The organism is Salinicola sp. NYA28a, from assembly GCF_976982775.1.
Map to the genome: position 1 here is coordinate 2,338,567 of NZ_OZ334582.1, position 20,530 is coordinate 2,359,096.

The following is a 20,530-nucleotide window of genomic DNA, read 5'->3' on the forward strand; positions in this document are numbered from 1 at the left end:
AACTAACGAAAATAGAACTTAAAAATCAAACCAATGATGATGTGACGCCAATTTCGCGCGTTGGTAACCGAGCAACCATTGATAAGACTTTAGTCAGATTAATCGCGCCCCGGGTTTTATTGAAGATGAATTTACTCATCGATATTCACCATCCATAAATCAATGAATAAATCACTCCAGGAGCTTATTAAAAACTTCATGAATGGCGGAATTAGACTTACTCAATAGAAACATTTCGCAGAATTTTATTATCGTTTTGTAGCCCGGCAACGCCCACTCGAGTGGCGGGCCGGGCTTTCGACAGGAGGAAAAGACGTGTCAGGCGGCAACGCGAGGATCGATCGTCTTGCCCCGCCCCACCGCGTAGTAGTCGACTCCGGCCGCGGACATGGTTTCCGGGTCGAACAGGTTGCGACCATCGATGACCACCGGTGCACTCAGCTGGCCGCGAATCCATTCGGCATCGAGGGTGCGAAACTCCTTCCATTCGGTGCAGATCACCAGCGCATCGGCCTTCTTGACCGCCTGGATACGGTCCGCGACCAATACCAGGTCATCTCTCTCGCCGTAGATGCGGCGGCACTCCTTCATGGCCTCGGGATCGTAGGCCTGCACCGTGGCGCCTTTGTCCCATAGCGCTTCCATCAGCGTCCGACTTGGCGCATCCCGCATGTCGTCGGTTTCCGGCTTGAAGGACAGCCCCCAGACCGCGATCGTCTTGCCTTCCAGCTCGCCATCCAGGGCATGGGAGAGCTTCTCGAACAGGGTGGATTTCTGGCGCTTGTTGACCGCTTCCACGGCTTTCAGCAGCTCGGCGTCGTACCCCACCTTGCTGGCGGTACGGGCCAGTGCCTGCACGTCCTTCGGAAAACAGGAACCGCCATAGCCACAGCCGGGATAGATGAAGTGATAGCCGATACGCGGGTCGGAGCCGATGCCGCGACGCACGTCCTCGATATCCGCACCGAGGCGTTCGGCCAGATTGGCGATCTCGTTCATGAAGCTGATCTTGGTCGCCAGCATCGCGTTGGCCGCATACTTGGTCAGTTCGGCCGCGCGCACGCTCATGAACATCAACTTCTCGCGATTGCGGTTGTAGGGCGCGTAGCACTCCCGCATCAGATCGGCGACGCGATCCGATTCGGTCCCGACGACGATACGAGCGCCTCGCGTGAAATCCTCCAGCGCCGAACCTTCCTTGAGGAATTCCGGGTTGGAGCAGACATCGAACGGCAGATCGGCGACGCGTTCCGCCAGCACGCCCTCGATACGCTCCCGCACCTTGTCGGCGGTACCGACCGGCACGGTCGACTTGTCGATGACGACCTTGTAGCCGTTCATGTACTGGCCGATGGTGGACGCCACCGACAGCACGTATTGCAGGTCGGCGCTGCCATCCTCATCGGGCGGCGTGCCCACGGCGATGAACTGCAGCACGCCATGTTCCACTGCCATCCTGGCATCGGTGGTGAATTTCAGGCGCTGGCCTTCGATATTGCGCAGCACCATCGACTCGAGGCCGGGTTCATAGATGGGAATGTCTCCCTGAACCAGGCGCTCGATCTTGCTTTGGTCGATATCGACACAGACCACGTCATGGCCAACGTCAGCCAGACAGGTACCCGTGACCAGACCGACATAACCGGTACCGAAAACGGTGATCTTCATCCGAGAAATCCCCATGATGCGCGATGCCGCCCGCTGGGCAGCTCAGAAATTCGAATAGGCGAGACCGGCCGGCCCCGCACGGAATGACACTTTCGCCACGTCGTCTCGTGGCCACGATATCCACGACCCAGGATTCTGGATTCTGGATCCGTGAATCAGGCCAATGACCGGAACGCGGACCGGCGAGCGCTGGCGGTTCAGGAACGGTGGCCTGGAGGATCTTCGAGTGAGCGTCGAGTGAATGTCGGGTGAGCCTCGAATCCGCTTCGAGACGGCTCCCGCAGCGTGTCCCGAAATCGACTCGGGACTAGGTGAAGGTCGCGGCGTCGGCCAGTCGTCTTCCCTGCTCGTCCTTGTCGGAGGTCACCGGCTCGTCGCTCACCAGCGGCCAGTCGATGGCCAGTTGCGGGTCGTTCCAGTGCAGGCTGTATTCATCGCCCGGCGCATAGTAATCCGTGCACTTGTACTGGAACTCGGCGATCTCGCTGGTGACGTAGAAGCCGTGGGCGAAGCCTGGCGGCACCCACAGCATCTGGCGATTGTCTTCGCTCAACAACGCCCCGACCCACTGCCCGAAGGTGGGCGAACTCCGGCGAAGATCGACCGCGACGTCATAGACCTCGCCCCGGGTGACCCGCACCAGCTTTCCCTGCGGCTGCTGCAGCTGATAATGCAGCCCACGCAGAATGCCCTGACCGGATCGGCTGTGGTTGTCCTGCACGAACTGATAGTCGCCGCAGTGTTCGACAAATTCGCTGTGTCGAAAGGTCTCGAGGAAGAATCCTCGTTCGTCGCCGAACACATGGGGTGTCATCAGCACGACGTCAGGAATGGCCAGCTTTTCGTAATTCATGTCGTCCGTCTCTCCGGCTGGGTTGATGGCTGGGTTGATGGCTGAGGTGATTGGCTGAACTGACGAACCCAAATCAGCGACTGCCACCGAAACTGGCCACTGCGACTTCGCCAACTGTCCCGCCGCGCTGAGCGTCTTCGAGACGTTTCAACAAATATTGGCCGTAGCCGGTCTTCTTGAGAGCGGTTCCGCGCTCGGCCAGCGTCGCGTCATCGATCCAGCCATGATTCCAGGCGATCTCTTCCAGACAGGCGACCTTGAGCCCCTGGCGGTGCTCGATCGTCTGCACGTACTGCCCGGCCTCCAGCAGGCTGTCGTGCGTGCCGGTATCGAGCCAAGCGAAGCCGCGTCCCAACCGCTCGACGCGCAAATCGCCCCGCTCAAGGTAGGCATTGTTGATACTGGTGATCTCCAGCTCGCCGCGCTCGGAGGGTTTGACCTGATGAGCGATCTCGACCACGTCGTTGTCGTAGAAGTAGAGGCCGGTGACCGCGTAAGGCGACTTCGGCTTGATCGGCTTCTCCTCGATCGACAGCGCCTTGCCCGAGGCATCGAACTCCACCACGCCGAAGCGCTCCGGGTCCTTGACCAGATAGCCGAAGACCGTCGCGCCCTTTTGCACGTCCGAAGCCCGCATTAGCTGCTCCGAGAAGTGCTGGCCGTGGAAGACGTTGTCGCCCAGTACCAGACACACGGAGTCGTTGCCGATGAACGATTCGCCGATCAGGAACGCCTGGGCCAGACCATCCGGCGAAGGCTGTTCGGCGTATTCGAATCGCACCCCGAACTGCGCGCCATCGCCCAGCAGGTATTGATATTGCGGCAGGTCGGAAGGCGTCGAGATGATCAATATCTCGCGGATCCCTGCCAGCATCAGCACCGAGATCGGGTAGTAGATCATCGGCTTGTCGTACACCGGCAGCAGTTGCTTGGAGATGCCCTGGGTGATCGGATGCAGGCGAGTACCGGAACCGCCGGCCAGAATGATGCCTTTACGTGCCATGGTGAAGCTCCTTTTCGATACGAAGATCGATTCAGACATTCAAGGTAACGGTATAAAAGTCGCCCCTCTTGCAAGGGCCTTCTTTCACGAGAAGTTGCGATCGCGTCATGGAAGAACGCGTTACGCGTCTTCGAGCAGCTCCGCCAGCGTCAGCTGCAATTGGGATTCCCAATTCGGCAGCGTGATGCCCAGCGCTTGCTCGACTTTCTCCAGCGACAGCCGCGAGTTGAGCGGCCGACGCGCGGGTGTGGGGTAATTCGCGGTCGCAATCGATACCACCTGATCCGGGTTTACGCGCAAGTTTTCCCCGAGTGCCTCGGCATGCCGGAAGATTGCCTGGGCAAAACCATGCCAATTGGTCTCGCCACGGGGGGCGAGGTGGTAGAGGCCCGGTTCGAGGCGGCCCTCCCCGCGCTGCTTCACGGCCAGCAAGGTCACTTCCGCAATCAGCCGAGCCGTTGTCGGCACACCAATCTGATCGCCGACGATGCGCAACGCCTCGCGCTCCCGAGCCAGGCGCAACATGGTCTTCATGAAGTTGTGGCCGCGTGCGCTATAGACCCAGCTGGTGCGGAAGATCAACGCGTCTGCGCCACTGGCCAGCACCGCCTCGTCACCGGCCAGCTTGCTTTTTCCATAGACGGATAACGGGCCGGTCTCGCTGGTCTCCCGCCACGCCGTGTCGCCATCGCCGGGATAGACGTAGTCCGAGGAGTAGTGAACGAGGGTCGCCGAATGCGACGCACAGTAGTCGGCAAGTTGGGCCGGCAGCGCCGCGTTGAGGCGAAAGGCCTCGTCACGTGCCTTTTCGGCGGCATCCACCGCGGTCCAGGCAGCCGCGTTGACGATGAGGGTCGGTCGAAGCTCGTCGAGCAGACGAACGACGGCCGCGGCATCCTGCAGATCGAGCGTCCGGCGCCCTGGCGCGATGCAGTTCCCGAGCGGGGCCAGCGCGCGCTGCAGCTCGAAGCCGACCTGGCCGCTTCCTCCCAGAATCAGAATGCTCATGCGATTGCCCCCAGTCGCTCCCCCTGGTAGCTGCCGTTCTGTACCCGACGCCACCAGACGTCGTTTTCGAGGAACCACTGCACCGTCTTGCGCATGCCACTCTCGAAGGTCTCGCGCGGGGTCCAATCCAGTTCACGCTGGATCTTGGAGGCGCCGATCGCATAGCGCTGGTCATGGCCCGGCCGATCGGTCACGAAGGTGATCAGATCCCGATAGTGGGCGACCCCCGCCGGTTTGCGCGGTGCCAGTTCCTCGAGCAGTTCGCAGATGGTCTCGACGACCTGAATGTTCTGCTTCTCGTTGTGGCCGCCGATGTTGTAGGTCTCGCCGATGCTGCCTTCGCTGGCGACCTTTACCAGCGCCCGCGCGTGATCCTCGACATAGAGCCAATCACGAATCTGCTTGCCATCGCCGTAGACGGGCAGCGACTTTCCCGCCAGCGCGCTGAGGATCATCAGCGGAATCAGTTTTTCCGGAAAATGGAACGGCCCGTAGTTGTTGGAACAGTTGGTCACCAGCGTCGGCAGACCGAAGGTCCGGTGCCAGGCGCGAACCAGGTGATCGGAGCTCGCCTTGCTGGCCGAATAGGGCGAACTCGGCGCGTACGGCGTCGTCTCGGTGAACAGGTCGTCCACGCCATGCAGGTCGCCATAGACCTCGTCGGTGGAAATGTGGTGGAAGCGGAACGCCGCGGCCTTGCGGGGGTCGCTGTCCTGCAACCCTTTCCAGTAGGCGCGTGTCGCCTCCAGCAGGACGTAGGTCCCCATGATGTTGGTCTCGATGAACGCCGCCGGCCCATCGATGGAGCGGTCCACGTGACTCTCCGCCGCCAGATGCATGACGACATCCGGCCGGTACTCCCTCAGGATCCGGGTCATGGCCGAGGCATCGCAGATGTCGGCCAGCCGGAATTCGTAGCGCTCGTCGCTGTCGACGCGTGCCAGCGATTCCGGGTTGCCGGCGTAGGTCAGTTTGTCGACATTGATGACGCGATGCGGTGTGTGTTCGATCAATTCGCGCACGACTGCCGAGCCGATGAACCCGGCGCCACCTGTCACTAGAAATGTCATGCTCATGGTGATTCCCCCGTCGAGCCTGTAGTTGGGTAGATCTTTAATTGGGTAGATCTGTAGTTGGGTCGTTCGTCTTGTTGGTAACCATCTCGTTGGTAACCATCCTGCCGGCCGGTACTGCTGCGCCGCCAGGGAGGGCCGGGCCGCGGCATGCGCCGAACCCGCCCTGCCTGCCGTTTAGTCGCGGTGGTCCTTCACGATCAGGATCAGCATGTTGATGATCAGGGTGATGAACAGCGCGATCACCGCGAATACCACCGAGTTGTAGAGCCGCTCGGGCTGCTCGGGGTATTCCGGCATCGTCGGCGTCTGCAGCACGGAGACCTGCTTGAGCTTCCGTGCCGCTTCGATGCGGGTGTTCTCGAGCGCGCCCAGCGCCCCGGAGTAGCTGTCCTGAGCGAACTGCGCCCGCAGCATCAGGGTCTGGTACTCCGAGGAAATGCTGTTGAGCGCGTTGCCCGACTGGCGGGCCAGACGCTGCTGCTCCTGCGTGATCTGATTGGTAAGCGCCTTGATCTCGCTGTTGATGCGCACGACTTCCGGAGAACGGGCGCTCTGGTAGCTGGTCATCGCGCTCTTGCGCGCCTTGGCGATGGCGAGCTGCCCTTCCAGCCCCGAAACCACCGAGCTGAGGCTTTCCACCGTGCCCGTCGGCGAGACCAGTCCGTTGGCGTTCTGGTAGTCGAGCAATGCATCACGGGTCTGCTGAAACTTCTCTTCCAGCAGCGCGACCTGCTGTTCGAGGAAGCGCACCTGCTCCTCCGCCAGGCGCTGGCCCATCAGGTTCATGTGGCGCTCGCCCTCGTCCAGCAGCAGTTGCGCGATCTTGTTGGCTTCCTCCGGATCGAAGGCTTCGACATCGACCCGCAGCACGCCGGCGTAGTCGTCCAGCTCCACCGAGACCCGCGAGAGGAAGTAGTCGTGCAGCTCTTCCAGCGGCGCGTTTTCGTCCCCTAGTGCGCTGAAGAAGTCCGCCCCGGAATTGGCGTAGTGATTGCGGAAATCCGCCTCCTCGACGAGCAGCTTCAGCATGTCGACGGAACGCATGTAATCGCGCAGCAGCAGCATGTCCGCGAGATTGCTGGTCGCCCCGCCGCTCAGCAGCGAACTCACGCTCAACGTCGGCGAGGCGAGCTGGGGGCTTTCGAGCACCACGTTGGCATGGGAGACATAGCGATCGCTGGCCCACAACGCCCAGTAGAGCGAGACGACGACGATCGCGATCAAGCACACGATCCAGTGGAACGACTTGCGCAACCGCGATGATTTATTGGTATGAGATGACTTGTTCATGGCCGACCTGTCTTTTTCGGGGGCTTATTCGGAGTCTTTTTCGTTCGATTACGAGGCTTCGCTTTCGCCTGTGACTGGAACTGCTGCACATGACGGCGCGCCTCGTGCATCCGCTCGCGGGCCTCCTCCATGCGCCAGCGCAGCGCATCGCCGGGATCATTGCGGGCGGGATCGTCACTGGCTATCTGGTACTCGAGACGGGCCTGCTCGAACTCGAGATTGGCTTGCATCAGCTGCTGCTTCGCTTCGGCGAGCGACGTGGGCACCTTGGGCGGTGCGATCTTCTTGCCGTCGGTCGCCTCGTGATAGGCGCTGATCGCCTCCTCGATATCGTCGAACCATTTCGCCTGCCCTTTCTCCAGCACGATGCCCGCCTCGCAGAACTCCCTCAGCACCCCTTCGCCGTGGGAGACCATGATCAGGCTGGCCCGGCCGACACGCTCCTTGAACGCGTTCTTGGCCTTGGCCTTGAAGGCGCGGTCGCCGACGGCGGTCGCCTCGTCGGAGAGATAGACGTCGAAGTCGAAGGCCAGCGAGAGCCCGAACGCCAGTCGCGAACGCATCCCGGAGGAGTAGGTCTTGACCGGCTCGTCGAAGGCATCGCCGATCTCGGCGAACTCCTCGACTTCCCGCACGACCCGTTCGATCTCCTCCTCGGCACCGTGAATCCGGGCCACGAACTTGACGTTCTGGCGCCCAGTCATCGAGCCCTGGAAGCCGCCCGCCAGACCGATCGGCCAGGAAACACGGCTGTTGCGAATGATCTCGCCGCGGTCCGGCGAGTCCATGCCGCCGATCAGTCGCAGCAGCGTCGACTTGCCCGCTCCGTTGCGACCCAGCAGTCCCACACTGACCCCGGAAGGGATGGTCAGGCTGATGTCCTTGAGCACCCACGGGCTGTCGTGATGGTTGTGGTAGCGCTTGTAGAGATTGCGGATTTCGATCATGGGGACAGTCCTCACGTTGTCTGAAAAATCAGTGCGCTTTCAGTTGATCGCGAAAGCGCATGTGAAGGACCAGCCCCAGCGAAATCAGCGCCAGCGCCCAGAACCAGAGATACGTCATGTCGATACCGTCGATCGTGTGGTAGCCGGCAAAGAAGTTCAGACGCATGCTCTCCAGGCCGTGGACGATCGGGTTCCACAGCAGGTATTCCCGGAATTGATGCGGCACGTAGAGCACCGGAAGAATGACGCCGGAGAGCAGCAGCAAAGGCAGGTTGAGAATGCGAGCGACCCTGCCGACTTCCGGCACCAGATCGCCCAGTACCGAGAGCGTCAGCCCAGTGCCCCAGCCCAGCGCCCACAATGAAAGCCAATCCATCATCGCGCCGAACGGATAGTCCGGCATCAGCTCGAACTTGAGCAGGCTGCCTATGGTGATGAACAGGATGAAGATCAGCGACTTGAGCATGCCTTCGAGAAAACAGCGGACCAGCACCGGGTCGATCGGCTTGACCTGGCGATAGGCGAACAGTCCACGATTGGCTTCCACCGCACCGATCGAACGCATCATGTTCTCGCGGAACAGCATGAAGCCCATCAGACCGACCACCATCCAGGCCACGTAATCGGCACCGGCGATGTGGCGGCCGGACATGAACAGCCCTCGCACCGACACCATCACGCCGATGATCGCCAGTGGCTCGAAAATCATCCAGAACCAGCCCATGCGATCGGCCATGGTGCGAGAGATCGCCTCGCGCATGAACATGGCGAACCACACGCTTTTGGCGACCCGCCATGACGAGCGCGAAGGCGCGCCAGCCGGCCTCGAGAAATCCGGTTGTGAAAAATCCGGTCGTGAAGAATCTATAGCCATGATGGATTACCCCCGATGGTGCGCGCGTGATGCGCATGCCCGTCGGAAAGAGCACGGAAAGATCGCGGGTCGAATGCGCTCATAGGTCGAGCGCCACGCGAGTGGCCACGGCAATCTGGAACAGGATCTGGGTAATCGAAGACGCCAGTTCGATATTGCTCGTCGGGGCTGCCGGCAGAACGATGATCTCGTCGCCAGCGCGCATCCGGGTCTGACCCGACTGGACGACGGCGCCATTGCGGTGAACCACCAGAACCTGATCTTCGTCGGCTCTGGGCGTGAATCCGCCGGCCTGCTGGATGTAATCCATGGCGCTCATGCCCGGCGTGTAGACCATCGCCTGAGGAATGATCACCTCGCCGCTCAACAGGACGGAATCGGTGTTCTCGGGAATCGTGACGATGTCGCCATCCTGCAGCCGGATGTCCGCGACATTGCCTTCCCGGGCGACGACCAGCCGACCTGTCGGCTTGACCTGGGAAGCCTTCTGCACGAATCGCTCGATCAGCTCCGCCTGACGCACCTGAATCTCGCCTTCCTTGGCCGTGCGGGCCGGGTAGCCGAGATAGGTCGTCTCGAGCCGACGCAGGCTGTCCTTCAATGACTGGGCCTGCTGCTCCGCCACGCTGATTCGACGGATGGAAATATCCTGATAGCTGGTCATGTTCCGGGGCACGCTGATCGCGTTGAGAAACTCGCCCAGACGCGCATCCCGCGGCAGCGCATAACGTGAAGGCCCGTAATAGCTGCCCTCCACCTGGACCACGATGGTCTCGTCGCGCAGGTCGGCGCTGAACAGCACCTCGTCTCCGCGGCGCACCTCGGCGCTGCGGAACTCCGCCAGCGGCAGATAGCGGGAGATCGGGCCCGACGGGCGGCTACCACGCAGCAGCACGTGCGATACGCCGGATTTCAGCCGCGCCAGGTTGATCACGTCCTGCCCGGTCAGGGCATCGCCGATCAGCTCGTAGCGGTAGTTCTTCTGCACGTCACCGACGACGCTGATGGCCGGCCCGCGCTCCTCGACCACGATGGTGTCGCCGTCCCGAAACTGCGGTCGCGCGATATCGCCATTGATGAGGAAGTTGTAAAGATCAACGACGTTGACGACCCGGTTGCCACGCTTGATCACGACCTGGCGATAGCTGCCCAGCGCCTGGTCGATGCCGCCGGCCTGATCGAGGAAATAGAGCACCGAATCGTTCGGTGTCCCCGAGTAGCGCCCCGGATTCATCACGTAGCCCGTGACGAAGACCCCCACCGGCTGCACGCCCTGCAGATTGGTGTAGACGCTGACGTTTTCCGGGTAGACCGACTGGATTGCCCCACGCACCCTGGCATTGAGCTGGGCGTTGGAGATGCCCTGGACCTGCAACGGCCCGATGCTCGGCAGGAAGATGTTGCCCTGCGCGTCCACCGCCAGCACGCGATCGATCTCGACCCCGCCCCAGACTCGGATCGTGATCTGGTCGCCAGGCTTGATCAGATAATCGGGATTGAGCCCGTCGGCCATCATTCCGCGGAAGCCGCCGCTGAACAGATTCTCGCCGAACGGCGGCAGGCTGTTGGGATCGACCATGGCCTGTGCCCGAGGATCGACCGGCCCATAGGTGCCGCTATCCCAGTCGGCTCGCGGCGTCGTCTCGGCCATGTCGCCCTCTTCCGACTGCGAGGTCATCGCCTGTGCTTCCTGGTCGCTGCCCAACAGCGTGCTGCTGTTCAACCCGATGGCCTGCCCGTGAGCAAGGTTGGCGCTCAAGCACGCTACCGCCACCAGGCACATGGCCCGGAAAATCATTGCTACCCGCTTCATGATGGTTCCCTTCCTTCACGTTTTTTCAGGCCACGAATACCGGATCTCGAAACTTTGAATAGCCGGCCAAATGCCGCATACGGCACTCGTCAATTCGGTGGCAGCCAGGTCGTTCCGGCATTTGGAACGACGGATTTCGACGGCTTCGCCGATCACGCATCCGAACGCTTTTCGGACGCGATCTAGCGAATGATTTCCGTCACCAGACGTTGTGCGTACCAGCCTTTACCGGGCACCAGGCAGGTAATCTCCCCCGCCGGCAGGCTGGCCGGTGCCACGTTGCGCGTAACATCCAGACGAACGCAGCGCCGGCCGCTGGCCGAGAAGTAGCGTTCGCGAGCATGAATCGCCACGTTGGCGCCCCAGGGCGACGTGGCGAGCGTAGTGACGCTGCCCGTGGCGGCGCTGTCGAGAAACGTCGCCAACTCCGCGTTCACTGGCGTGGCATCGTCCATTGGCACCACGGCCGTATCGAGACGTTGCTGATAGGAGGTCGCGCACCCCGAGACGGCGGCGAGCGTCAGCGCCACCGCCAGCCATCGCGATGCGCGATCGAACCTGACTTTCCTGACTGCTTTTTTCATCGTGCCCACCTTTCCCTCGATTTCCCGCGCGTTATCGCCGAGAACCTCGCCTGCTGTTGCGATGTAATGAATTGCTGCTTCTCTACCCACTGACTTCCATTCACTGACTGCTCATCCTTGAAAAATCGACTGCTTTCATGCCCGCCTATGCGAGCATGATTCATGCCCTTCAAATGATCCGATGCCGACGCAGCGCCGCGATGAGTCGCCCGACGGTTTCCTCGAGGTCATAAGCGGAGGTGTCGATTTCGACTTCGGGAGATTCCGGCGCCTCATAGGGGGAACTGATGCCGGTGAACTGGCTGATCTCGCCGCGACGCGCCTGGCGATAAAGTCCCTTGGGATCGCGCTGTTCGCAGACCGAAAGCGGGGTATTGACGAAGACTTCGATGAACTCCCCGTCTTCCACCAGGTTGCGGATCATGCGACGGTCGTCGCGAAACGGTGAGATGAACGAGACCAGCGTGACCATGCCGGCGTCGACCATAAGCTTGGCCACTTCGCCGATCCGGCGGATGTTCTCCTGGCGGTCCTCGTCGCTGAAGCCGAGGTCGCGGCACAGGCCGTGGCGGACGTTGTCGCCGTCCAGCAGACAGGTGTTGTAACCCATGCCGAAAAGCTGTCTTTCCAGCGCATCGGCCACCGTGGACTTGCCCGCCCCGGAAAGCCCGGTGAACCAGATGATGCTCGGCTTCTGGCGATTGCGTTCGGCACGCCGACGCTTGGTGACCGCCATGTCGTGCCAGACGATATGGCCGACGTTCAGCGCATCCACGACCATGCCGGCGCCGACCGTCAGGTTGCTCAGCTTGTCGATGAAGATGAAATTGCCGGTTTCCGGAGAGCGCTGATAGCTATCCAGCACCAGCGGCTGGGTGACCTCGATCTGGCAGCGGGCGATGCCGTTGAGACCCAGGGTGTCGGCGGCACTGCGCGCCATGGTGTTGACGTCGACCTGGTAGACGATGCGGACGACACGCCCCGGCACGATGCGAGTGCCGGCCTTGATCTCGTACTCATGGCCCAGCATCAGCGGCGTCTCGTGCATCCACACCACGTCGGCGGTGAATGCCGTGCAAGGCTCGATGTTGCTGTTCGCCGCGACGAGGGTATCGCCACGGGAGATGTCGATCTCGTCGTGCAGCGTCAGCGTCACCGATTGCCCCGGATAGGCCACGTTCAGGTCGCCATCGTTGGTCACGATGCGCGCCACGGTCGAACGCTTACCGGAGGGCTCGACCCGAATCTCGGTCCCCACCTCGACGGCACCGGCCGCCAACGTGCCGCAGTAACCCCGGAAGTGGAGATTGGGTCGATTGACGTACTGCACCGGGAAGCGCAGCTCGTGCAGGTTCTGCACCGACAGGGTCTCGATCTGCTCGAGCTGGGTCAGCAGCGGCGCCCCGTCGAACCAGCGCATATCGCTACTGGGATTGACGACGTTGTCGCCGTTCAGCGCCGATATCGGCAAGAAGCGCACGTCGGTCACGTTCAGCCTGTCGGCGAAGTCGCGGTAGTCGGCAACGATCTCCTGGAACCGGGCCTCGGAGTAGTCGACCAGGTCCATCTTGTTGACCGCGATCATGAAGTGACGAATGCCGAGCAGATCGCAGATGAAACTGTGCCGCCGGGTCTGCAACTGCACGCCGTAGCGCGCATCGATAAGGATCACCGCCAGGCTGGCGGTGGAAGCGCCGGTGGCCATGTTGCGGGTGTACTGCTCGTGTCCCGGGGTATCGGCGATAATGAACTTGCGCTTGTCGGTGGAGAAAAACCGATAGGCGACATCGATGGTGATGCCCTGCTCCCGCTCCGCCTGCAGCCCATCGACCAGCAGCGCCAGATCGACCTGGCCGCCCACGCTGCCCCGTAGACGAGAATCCCGCGTCACCGCAGCCAGCTGGTCTTCCCGGATCATCCTGGAGTCGTGGAGCAGCCGACCGATCAGGGTCGATTTGCCGTCATCGACGCTGCCACAGGTGATGAACCGCAACAGCCCCTTGCTCTCGTGCTCCCTGAGGTGGCGGTCGATGTCATTGGCGAACAGCGCGGGTTGATGGGTCATCGGACGGCCCCCTCGCGCGTTTGCGGCTCCACGGTACCGACGCGACCCTGTTCCACGACGGGACCGAAGCGCTCGCCGGTACGGGTAAGCAGCATCTCCTGAATGATGGCCGGCAAGGTGGTCGCACGTGACTCGGTGGCACTGGTCAGCGGGTAGCAACCCAACGTGCGGAAGCGTACCCAGCGCTCCTGCGGCACCTCATCATCGGCCAGCGGAAACCGGGCATCATCGACCATGAGCAACCTGCCGTCCCGCACGACCGTAGGGCGTGGTGCCGCGTAATAGAGCGGCACGATGGCGATCGACTCGAGATGGATGTACTGCCAGATATCCAGTTCGGTCCAGTTGGAAAGCGGGAATACCCGGATCGATTCGCCCGGGTTGACCTTGCCGTTGTAGAGACTCCACAGCTCGGGCCGCTGCTGCCTGGGGTCCCGACGGTGATGCCTGTCGCGAAACGAGTAGACGCGCTCCTTGGCACGGGAAGCTTCCTCGTCTCTTCGCGCACCCCCGAACGCCGCATCGAAGCCGTACTTGTCCAGTGCCTGCTTGAGCGCCTGGGTCTTCATGATGTCGGTATATTTGGCGCTACCGTGATCGAACGGATTGATACCGGCGGCCTGACCCTCTTCGTTGACGTGCTCGATCAGCTCCATGCCGACCTGAGCGGCTACGCGATCACGGAACGCCATCATTTCGCGGAACTTCCAGTTGGTATTGACGTGCAGCAGCGGAAACGGTGGCGTCCCCGGATAGAAAGCCTTGCGCGCCAGGTGCACCATCACCGACGAATTCTTGCCGATCGAATACAGCATCACCGGATTGCGAAACTCCGCAGCTACTTCTCGAATGATCTGAATCGACTCTGCTTCGAGTTGCCGAAGGTGAGTCAGAGCCCTGATTGTAAGTTCACGCATAACATGTCCATGCATCCGATCGAGAGTAACGAAACGAAAGTTCCCAATGGTCAAAACCGGCTCGAGAACACTCGGGACGCCGCTGCCATTTGTTGTTTTCGAGCCCTTTTTCGACCAATTTCCTAGCCCGAGTCAAATATTAAAATCGCGACAGGTAATCTCATGTAAGCGCCAAAACCATCTGCAGCGGGCTTTGAAAAAAGCGTTACACATCAAGCACTCATGCTAAAAAATGAGCGCCTCATAATTTACCCAACCCACTGTTTTTCAAAAAATTAAACAATAACCATAGACAGAAGAAAGCCGAGATAACGATGACCCTAAAAAATGGCAAGTCGCAAAATGACCAGACACTCCCCCACAGCGTTTCTCATCGATTCACCCCGAAGGCAACGAATTAAATACCTCATAAAAAAAGACAAGGTCTGAGTTTATTAATACCGCATGCATCGACTTTTCCCGCAGAAAAGTTTGCTTACATTTGCTTCATTCGTTAACTCATTAACGATTACGAAATTTCCTGACGCGTATCAATTCGACACACTGGAAAGGCGCACCGGGTGCGAACTTTGCGTTACACTACGCCTCTGATTGCCTCACTTTTCGGGACTGTGTACGTTGCTTTCGTACCGGACCCGGCCGCTCGAAATGCCACGATGGCGGCTCGAATTCGTGATGCAGACTCTACCTTTGACGTTCTCTCTGACGACGGACCGCACCCGCTTTTAGTGACCCATGCCCAACGATTCGACAGTCCTGCGACCGTCCTCCTCACGCGTGGCCGGCTATCTTTCCAAAGGCTTGGCGCGCTGGAACATCATCCGCTGCCTGCTACCGGAATATTCGCGCCAGGTCCGCCTCAGACCGGGTAGCCGCCAGCCCGTCGATGCGATTCTCGGCTGGGGTCTGAAGCCCACCTCGACGCAGGCAAGAAAGCTCGCCGCACGGCGCGGCTTGCCGTATGTCGCCATCGAGGATGGCTTCCTGCGCTCGCTGGGTCTGGGCGTCAACTACTCCCAGCCGCACAGCCTGGTCGTGGACTACAGCGGCATCTATTACGACGCGACCCGCCCGTCCGACCTGGAGCGGCTGCTCGCCGATACCGATTTCGAAACTGACGAGCTGAAACGTGCGAGCCAGGCCATGCAGCGCCTACGCCAGCTGCGGCTGTCGAAATACAATCACGCGCCGGATCGGCCGCTGCCCTCCGCCGATCGTCCGCGAGTGCTGGTCATCGACCAGACCCGCGACGACGCCTCCATCACTCACGGCATGGCCGATGCCAGCTCGTTCCAGCGCATGCTGGAGTGCGCGATCGCCGACCACCCGGAGGCGGAAATCCTGGTCAAGACCCATCCCGACGTCATCGCCGGGCGCAAGCAGGGTTATCTGACCCAGGCCACGACGGATTCCCGCTGTCGGCTGGTCGGTGACGACCTCAACCCATGGACGTTGATCGACGCCGCCGATGCGGTCTACGTGGTCACCAGTCAACTGGGGTTCGAGGCGCTGATGGCGGAAAAGCCGGTGCACTGCTTCGGCATGCCGTTCTATGCCGGCTGGGGACTGACCCGGGATGCGCTGCGCTGCGAGCGCCGCCAGCGCCGACGCACGCTGCCGGAACTGTTCGCCGCGGCCTATCTGCGCTACTGCCGTTATGCCAACCCCTACACCGGACGAGCCTCGACGCTGGAAGCCACCATCGACCTGATCGCCGATCAGAAGCGTCAGCGTGACCGCCTTGCCGGGCACTGGCTGGCCGTCGGGTTTTCCAGCTGGAAGCGCGCGTTCATTACCGATTTTCTCGGCCCGGCATCGAGCGTCCGCTTCATTCAGAACGACCATCCCCAGCCCCGTGAACTCGAGGGTCGTGACAGTCTGGTGGTATGGGGGCAGAAGGCCACCGAGGAGCTCAAGGCGCTATGCCACCAGCGTGGTCTCAAACTGTGGCGGATGGAGGATGGCTTCGTACGTTCGGTCGGGCTCGGGGTCGACCTGACCCGGCCATTGTCATTGGCCTTCGACTCTCGCGGGCTCTATTACGATGCCAACAACGCCAGCGACCTCGAGCACCTGCTGGCGGAGACGGATTTCGAGCCTGTACTGCTGACACGTGCCAACCGCCTGCGCCAGCGCCTGATCGAGTTGAAGCTGTCGAAATACAACGTACGAGGCAAGACACGGCCCGCGCTTCCGCCGGACGTGATCGGCTCTCGCCCGGTCGTGCTGGTGCCCGGCCAGGTCGAAAGCGACGCCTCGATCGCCCATGGTTCACCCGAGATCAAGACCAATCAGACGCTGCTCGAGGCCGTCCGACAGAATCGGCCCGACGCATTCATCGTCTACAAGCCGCATCCGGACGTCGTCTCGGGGGCACGGATCGGCCTGCTCGGCAAGACCACCCGCGAGCTGTACGACCTTGAACTGGTCGACTACGACATCATCGACCTGATCGAGCTCGCCGACGAGATCCACACCATGTGTTCGCTGACCGGATTCGAAGGGTTGATGCGCAATAAAGAGGTACATACCTATGGCCTACCGTTCTATGCCGGTTGGGGGCTGACCCATGATCGGTTATCCTCCCCGCGCCGCCAGCGACGGCTGACGCTGGATGCGCTGATCGCCGGCGCGCTGCTGATGTATCCGACCTACGTCGACCCGATCAGCGGTGAATTCTGCAATGCCGATACCGCCGTCGAGTTGATGCAACAGCAGCGTGATCGGCGCTCGGGGCTGCCCCTTCGCGTCCGCCTGTATCGGCTATACCGCAACCTGTTTTCCAGAAGGCACTGACTTGAGTGCTTTGACTTTGAGCAACATGCGTAAACACTTTCTGCTGCTACAAGGTGTCTGCTCACCGTTCTTCGACCGGCTGGGCGAGCGGTTGCGGGCGGCGGGCCACGCGGTGACCAAGGTCAATTTCACCGTAGGTGACAGTGTCTACTGGCGCCAGGGAAACACCTACGTCTATCGTGGCCAGGCCAAGGACATTCCCGAGTTCCTCTGTGGGATCTGGGATCGTCACGGCATCACCGACCAGGTGGTCTTCGGCGACCGTCGCCCAGTGCATCGTCGGGCGATTCTGGCCGCGCGTCGTCGCGGCATCCGCAATCACGTCTTCGAGGAGGGCTATTTCCGGCCTTACTGGGTCACGTTGGAACGCGAGGGCGTCAATGCTCATTCGCTGCTGCCACGCGCCCCGGAATGGTATCGGGAAGCCGGCAGGCGCCTGCCCAGCGTCGGGCGCCCCCAAGCCTTTCCCAACCAGTTCCACACCCGTGCGCGGCACGACGTGCTCTATCATTTGGCCGGCGTCGTGAACCCGTTCCTGCATCCGCACTATCGCAATCACGCCCTGGTCACGGCGCCGGTGGAGTACGCCGGCTTTCTGCTGCGCAAGCTCCGCAAGCCACATTGGAAACGCAGTGACGACGAGCGATTGCAGGCGCTATTGGGGTCCGGGCGGCCGTTCTATCTGTTGCCACTACAGTTGAAGAGCGACGCCCAGATCCGTTACCACTCCGACTACAAGAACATGCAGGAAGTGATCGGCAAGGTGGCCGCTTCGTTCGCCTACCATGCACCCAGCGATGCATTTCTGGTGATCAAGAACCACCCGCTCGACATGGGGCTGGCCCAGTACGCACGACTGATCACGGTATTGACCCATGAATACGACCTGGGCGACCGCCTGGTCTATCTCGAGGGCGGCAACCTCGAGGCCCTGCTCAAGCGGGCCAGCGGCCTGATCACGGTCAACAGCACCGCCGGCAACGTGGCGCTGGGATTCGGCTGCCCGACCCATACCCTGGCCTCGCCGATCTACGACATGCCAGGCCTGACTCACCAGGGCAGGCTGGATGATTTCTGGCTCGATATCCCGGCCCCGGACGCGACACTCTTTCGGGCCTATCGCCGAACGGTCGCCGGGACCGTTCAGATCAATGGCGGGTTCTACTGCCGCCCCGGCATCGACCTGGCTGCGGGAAATGCCCTGCAAGCGCTGCAAAGAGAGCGCTCTCCATTAAAACAGCTCATGGATGAGATCGCGTCATGACCCGAATCGTCATCACTGGCGCTACCGGTGCCATCGGCCAGGCGCTGGCCGCCGTTTATGCCAGGCCCGGCAACCAGTTGATCCTGCATGGCCGGCAGCGCGACGTGCTCGAGGCGCTGGCCGATACCTGCCGCGACGCCGGTGCCGAGGTCGAGCTGAGCCAGGTCGAACTGGGTCAGACCGAACCGGGCCAGTTCGAACAGGATAAGGACGAAGCGCTGTTCGGCTGGCTGGAATCGCTGTGTGACCCCTCAGTGCCGGACATCGTCATCATCAACGCCGGCATGAACATCAACATCGGCGAGGACGGTAGTGGCGAGCCGTGGGAAGACGCCAGCCGTCTGCTCGAGATCAACCTGCGCGTGCCGATGGCGATGGGCAACTTCCTCGGCAAGCGTATGCGCGCCGCCGGCCACGGCCAACTCGTGCTAATGAGCTCGCTGGCGGCCTATCACGGCCTGCCGGTCACGCCGAGCTACAGCGCCAGCAAGGCCGGCGTCAAAGCCTATGGCGAAGCCCTGCGCGGCTGGTTGGCGCCTCACGGCGTCGGCGTCAGCGTGGTCATGCCGGGCTACGTCAGTTCGAAGATGTGCCACGAGATGCCCGGCCCCAAGCCATTTCTGTGGCAACCCGAACGCGCTGCCAAGGTCATTGCCCGGGGCATTGAGCGCAACCGTGCCCGGATCAGCTTCCCGTTTCCGCTCAACTTCGGCTGCTGGTGGCTGGCCGTGCTGCCGGCGGCAATTTCCCAACGTCTGCTCAAGTGGCTCGGCTATGACCTCGACCATGGCGGCGGAGCGCATCGATGATTCACGGGTTCTGGAACGGTTTCTGGGCTACGATCACCACGCTGGTCGTCACCAGCCTGTTCGAACTACTGCTGAAACCGCGCCCCCGGCCGCTGTGGCAGCGTGCGCCGGCAGCGATCGCCGCTCATCTGGCGACCGCGGCGCTGCACTTCGCCTTCTGGCTGCTGGTAGTGCAGCGCCCCTGGTTCGCGCTGGTGATTGCCGCCTCGCTGCAGATGGTGGTCATCCAGGTCAACAACACCAAGTCGGCCTCCCTGCGGGAACCCTTTCTGTATCAGGACTTCGAGTACTTCGTCGATGCGATACGCCATCCTCGGCTCTATATCCCGTTTTTCGGTATCGGCCTGACGATCGCCGCCAGCGCGGCCGGCGTCATCGCGATCGGCATCGGCTTCTGGCTCGAACCCTCGCTTTACGGTCACGCCAATGCGCCCTGGTCGCTGCTGGGTACGCTGATGCTGGTCGCCGCGAGCGTTGCCGTGCTGGCCTGGCAACTGCCCCGCCTGCCCGACTGCACGCTGGTGCCCAACGACGACCTGGTCCGGCTTGGCCTCTACCCCTATCTCTGGGCTTACGGCCGGCTGACACGCCATCCGATCGACCGCCAGGATAACGACGCCGCCTTCGCCGCGCCGGCCGATCCTGACGCGATCGATTCCGCCAGGCTGCCGAACGTGGTACTGGTCCAGAGCGAATCCTTCTTCGATCCGCGCGACTGGCATCCGGCCATTCGCCGCGAACTGCTCGGTGAATATGACGCTCTGATGGCCGAGGCCACGCTGGCCGGGCGTTTCGACGTGCCCGCCTGGGGCGCCAATACCGTGCGCACGGAGTGCGCGGTACTCACCGGATTCACGCCGTCCCGGCTCGGCGTGCATCGCTTCAACCCTTACCATCAGCTATCGAAGCTGCCGGCCAACAACCTGGCCGGTGCGCTCAAGCGCCTGGGCTATCGAACCGTCTGCATTCACCCATACCCCGCCAGCTTTTATCTGCGCGACAAGGTCTACCCCAACCTGGGCTTCGATACCTTCATGGACATTGCCGATTTCGACATCAGCGAGCGTGACGGCCAGTACATCGGCGACCTCGCACTGGCGAAGCGGGTTCAGCAGCAGTTGGCAGCGGCCAACGAGAAACCGCTGTTCGTTTTCGTGATCAGCATGGAGACCCACGGCCCGCTCCATCTGGAAACGGCAGACCCGGCCATCGCCGAGCGATGGGTCGAAGGCCACGTTACCAGCGGTTGCGAAGAGCTAACGGTTTATCTAAGGCATCTGCGCAATACCGATAGTATGCTTGAGCGACTCAGGGATTCTCTTCGGAGAAGTGAACGGCCCGGCATTCTGGGTTTCTACGGAGACCATGTGCCGATCATGCCGAAAGTCTACGCACTGCATGGCGAGCCGGATGGTTTAACGAACTATTTCATCTGGCAGACCGCACCCCATTCGAGCGATAACGTACGAATGACGCTCCCAGCCGATAAATTAGGCACAACGATCTACAACAGAATTATCGAACATGCCGGCGAGTTTGGTGCGAATTGAGAAAGGCGTAGCC

The 20,530-nt window shown here is 61.5% G+C and carries 16 protein-coding genes; 4 read left to right on the top strand and 12 right to left on the bottom strand.

The window, feature by feature from the left end; all coding sequences use genetic code 11:
- Window positions 1-318: 318 nt before the first annotated feature.
- From ACWHY3_RS10625 to cysD, 12 genes are all read right to left on the bottom strand, one after another.
- The gene (locus ACWHY3_RS10625) at window positions 319-1,668 is read right to left on the bottom strand and encodes a UDP-glucose dehydrogenase family protein (RefSeq protein WP_448126495.1); all 1,350 of its coding nucleotides are present in this window, start codon (window positions 1,666-1,668) and stop codon (window positions 319-321) included.
- Window positions 1,669-1,975: 307 nt separating this feature from the next.
- Window positions 1,976-2,521 carry a dTDP-4-dehydrorhamnose 3,5-epimerase gene (gene rfbC / locus ACWHY3_RS10630; protein WP_448126496.1) on the bottom strand — a complete coding sequence of 182 codons (546 nt, stop codon included), beginning with the start codon at window positions 2,519-2,521 and terminating at the stop codon, window positions 1,976-1,978.
- A gap of 73 nt (window positions 2,522-2,594) precedes the next feature.
- Window positions 2,595-3,524: a glucose-1-phosphate thymidylyltransferase RfbA gene (rfbA, locus tag ACWHY3_RS10635; RefSeq protein WP_087720764.1), complete on the bottom strand. Its 930-nt coding sequence runs from the start codon at window positions 3,522-3,524 to the stop codon at window positions 2,595-2,597.
- 120 nt (window positions 3,525-3,644) lie between these two features.
- Window positions 3,645-4,532, bottom strand: coding sequence for a dTDP-4-dehydrorhamnose reductase (rfbD, locus tag ACWHY3_RS10640; protein ID WP_448126497.1), 888 nt, complete (start codon window positions 4,530-4,532; stop codon window positions 3,645-3,647).
- A complete protein-coding gene (gene rfbB / locus ACWHY3_RS10645; protein WP_448128157.1) occupies window positions 4,529-5,602 on the bottom strand; it encodes a dTDP-glucose 4,6-dehydratase in 1,074 nt (357 codons plus the stop codon). Before rfbB ends, rfbD begins: the two co-directional genes overlap by 4 nt.
- A 180-nt stretch (window positions 5,603-5,782) precedes the next feature.
- Window positions 5,783-6,898: a chain-length determining protein gene (locus ACWHY3_RS10650; protein WP_071231567.1), complete on the bottom strand. Its 1,116-nt coding sequence runs from the start codon at window positions 6,896-6,898 to the stop codon at window positions 5,783-5,785.
- A complete protein-coding gene (locus ACWHY3_RS10655) occupies window positions 6,895-7,845 on the bottom strand; it encodes an ABC transporter ATP-binding protein (RefSeq protein WP_303856322.1) in 951 nt (316 codons plus the stop codon). The genes ACWHY3_RS10650 and ACWHY3_RS10655 overlap by 4 nt, the downstream gene beginning before the upstream one ends.
- Before the next feature lie 28 nt (window positions 7,846-7,873).
- Window positions 7,874-8,719, bottom strand: coding sequence for an ABC transporter permease (locus ACWHY3_RS10660; RefSeq protein WP_332779268.1), 846 nt, complete (start codon window positions 8,717-8,719; stop codon window positions 7,874-7,876).
- A gap of 79 nt (window positions 8,720-8,798) precedes the next feature.
- Window positions 8,799-10,532, bottom strand: coding sequence for a polysaccharide biosynthesis/export family protein (locus ACWHY3_RS10665; RefSeq protein WP_448126498.1), 1,734 nt, complete (start codon window positions 10,530-10,532; stop codon window positions 8,799-8,801).
- A gap of 182 nt (window positions 10,533-10,714) precedes the next feature.
- A complete protein-coding gene (locus ACWHY3_RS10670; protein ID WP_448126499.1) occupies window positions 10,715-11,116 on the bottom strand; it encodes a DVU3141 family protein in 402 nt (133 codons plus the stop codon).
- A gap of 169 nt (window positions 11,117-11,285) precedes the next feature.
- Entirely contained in the window at window positions 11,286-13,181 is a 1,896-nt protein-coding gene (gene cysN, locus ACWHY3_RS10675; RefSeq protein WP_448126500.1) for a sulfate adenylyltransferase subunit CysN, read from the bottom strand.
- The gene (cysD, locus tag ACWHY3_RS10680) at window positions 13,178-14,098 is read right to left on the bottom strand and encodes a sulfate adenylyltransferase subunit CysD (RefSeq protein ID WP_448126501.1); all 921 of its coding nucleotides are present in this window, start codon (window positions 14,096-14,098) and stop codon (window positions 13,178-13,180) included. The genes cysN and cysD overlap by 4 nt, the downstream gene beginning before the upstream one ends.
- Window positions 14,099-14,833: 735 nt before the next feature.
- On the opposite strand from cysD, the gene ACWHY3_RS10685 reads away from it, so the two are divergent.
- Genes ACWHY3_RS10685 through ACWHY3_RS10700 form a run of 4 tightly spaced genes read left to right on the top strand, consistent with a single transcriptional unit; the run spans window position 14,834 to window position 20,517 of the window.
- Window positions 14,834-16,894, top strand: coding sequence for a capsular polysaccharide biosynthesis protein (locus tag ACWHY3_RS10685; RefSeq protein WP_448126502.1), 2,061 nt, complete (start codon window positions 14,834-14,836; stop codon window positions 16,892-16,894).
- 25 nt (window positions 16,895-16,919) lie between these two features.
- Window positions 16,920-18,158 (top strand): capsule biosynthesis protein, encoded by a 1,239-nt coding sequence (locus ACWHY3_RS10690; protein ID WP_448126503.1) that lies wholly within the window; start codon window positions 16,920-16,922, stop codon window positions 18,156-18,158.
- The gene (locus tag ACWHY3_RS10695; protein ID WP_448126504.1) at window positions 18,155-18,967 is read left to right on the top strand and encodes an SDR family NAD(P)-dependent oxidoreductase; all 813 of its coding nucleotides are present in this window, start codon (window positions 18,155-18,157) and stop codon (window positions 18,965-18,967) included. The genes ACWHY3_RS10690 and ACWHY3_RS10695 overlap by 4 nt, the downstream gene beginning before the upstream one ends.
- Window positions 18,964-20,517, top strand: coding sequence for an LTA synthase family protein (locus ACWHY3_RS10700; RefSeq protein ID WP_448126505.1), 1,554 nt, complete (start codon window positions 18,964-18,966; stop codon window positions 20,515-20,517). The genes ACWHY3_RS10695 and ACWHY3_RS10700 overlap by 4 nt, the downstream gene beginning before the upstream one ends.
- The last annotated feature ends 13 nt before the right edge of the window (window positions 20,518-20,530 follow it).

Excerpts from the sequence above, each read along its gene's own strand:
- ACWHY3_RS10655 (WP_303856322.1), bottom strand. The coding sequence starts at position 7,845 with ATGATCGAAATCCGCAATCTCTACAAGCGCTACCACAACCATCACGAC.
- ACWHY3_RS10650 (WP_071231567.1), bottom strand. The coding sequence starts at position 6,898 with ATGAACAAGTCATCTCATACCAATAAATCATCGCGGTTGCGCAAGTCG.
- cysN (WP_448126500.1), bottom strand. The coding sequence starts at position 13,181 with ATGACCCATCAACCCGCGCTGTTCGCCAATGACATCGACCGCCACCTC.
- rfbD (WP_448126497.1), bottom strand. The coding sequence starts at position 4,532 with ATGAGCATTCTGATTCTGGGAGGAAGCGGCCAGGTCGGCTTCGAGCTG.
- rfbA (WP_087720764.1), bottom strand. The coding sequence starts at position 3,524 with ATGGCACGTAAAGGCATCATTCTGGCCGGCGGTTCCGGTACTCGCCTG.
- cysD (WP_448126501.1), bottom strand. The coding sequence starts at position 14,098 with ATGCGTGAACTTACAATCAGGGCTCTGACTCACCTTCGGCAACTCGAA.
- rfbC (WP_448126496.1), bottom strand. The coding sequence starts at position 2,521 with ATGAATTACGAAAAGCTGGCCATTCCTGACGTCGTGCTGATGACACCC.
- ACWHY3_RS10660 (WP_332779268.1), bottom strand. The coding sequence starts at position 8,719 with ATGGCTATAGATTCTTCACGACCGGATTTTTCACAACCGGATTTCTCG.
- ACWHY3_RS10690 (WP_448126503.1), top strand. The coding sequence starts at position 16,920 with ATGCGTAAACACTTTCTGCTGCTACAAGGTGTCTGCTCACCGTTCTTC.
- ACWHY3_RS10625 (WP_448126495.1), bottom strand. The coding sequence starts at position 1,668 with ATGAAGATCACCGTTTTCGGTACCGGTTATGTCGGTCTGGTCACGGGT.
- ACWHY3_RS10700 (WP_448126505.1), top strand. The coding sequence starts at position 18,964 with ATGATTCACGGGTTCTGGAACGGTTTCTGGGCTACGATCACCACGCTG.
- ACWHY3_RS10665 (WP_448126498.1), bottom strand. The coding sequence starts at position 10,532 with ATGAAGCGGGTAGCAATGATTTTCCGGGCCATGTGCCTGGTGGCGGTA.
- ACWHY3_RS10670 (WP_448126499.1), bottom strand. The coding sequence starts at position 11,116 with ATGAAAAAAGCAGTCAGGAAAGTCAGGTTCGATCGCGCATCGCGATGG.
- ACWHY3_RS10695 (WP_448126504.1), top strand. The coding sequence starts at position 18,155 with ATGACCCGAATCGTCATCACTGGCGCTACCGGTGCCATCGGCCAGGCG.
- rfbB (WP_448128157.1), bottom strand. The coding sequence starts at position 5,602 with ATGACATTTCTAGTGACAGGTGGCGCCGGGTTCATCGGCTCGGCAGTC.
- ACWHY3_RS10685 (WP_448126502.1), top strand. The coding sequence starts at position 14,834 with ATGCCCAACGATTCGACAGTCCTGCGACCGTCCTCCTCACGCGTGGCC.